1 protein-coding gene is annotated in these 873 nt (G+C 60.7%); it reads right to left on the bottom strand.

Annotated elements, in window-relative coordinates; all coding sequences use genetic code 11:
• A partial coding sequence (locus tag J5224_RS31125) for a tetratricopeptide repeat protein (protein ID WP_264628868.1) occupies window positions 1-873 on the bottom strand: 873 nt, incomplete at both ends.

Genomic DNA, 873 nt, shown 5'->3' with positions numbered 1-873 from the left:
GTCAAACGGGTGTAGCCGTCGTTATCCTGTGGCGACACGCTGCTGATACCGCTGGCAACCATCGCCTGGCGGTAATCGGCCTGCGCCTCGGCGGATTGGCCCTGCTGTGTTTCCAGACGCGCCGCATCGCGGTGGATCCACGCTTTAATCTGGCTCGGGGGCGCTTTCTGCGCGCTGGTTTTGGCTGCTTGCAGCGTCTGATTGGCTAACGGCACGTTACCAACGGCATACCAGGCATTGGCGACGCGACGCTGGGTATTGAGCGAACTGTCATCGGCAATGTTTAGCGCGTGCAAACGCTGGCGTGCCTCATCGCGCTGTCCGGCGGCGATTAACGCTTCCACTTCCCCTAACTGGGCATCTGCGTTTTGTGCGTCCTGTGCCAGCACTTTACGGTAGCGCGTCAACGCATCGGCGGCATTGCCCCGTTGCAGCGCCCAGTCTGCCAACATCAACGAAATACGGGTATCGGCGGGCTGCTGTTGCAGGTAGCTGACGGCACCGGCCTCATTGCCTGCATCATACAGTGCCTGGGCATGCGCCAGCGTGCGCTCCATGGTGAGCCGTTGCGCCAGTTCTCGCATGTTGTCGCTCCACTGCGCCTCGGGCAGCGTGTGCAAATGCGCCAGCGCCTGTGCCTCACGTTCGGTTGCTGAAAGATAGAGTGCGTAAGCATAAGCACGCTCAGGGCTGGCGGGGGGCGTATGAGCCATCCGCTGCATGATGTCATCTGCCTGCGCGTTTTGGTTGAGCTGGCGCAGCACCTGTGCGTAGTGATAGGGCAACCAGATATCATCGGCACTGGGCTGATAGACCTGTTGATAGGTTTCTGCCGCCTCGCGCCATTTCCCTTGTTCCGCCAGACTATCGGCT

Source organism: Candidatus Symbiopectobacterium sp. NZEC135 (assembly GCF_025962695.1).
The sequence above is the reverse complement of the archived record's forward strand: the minus strand, read 5'-3'. Positions and strand labels throughout refer to the sequence as shown.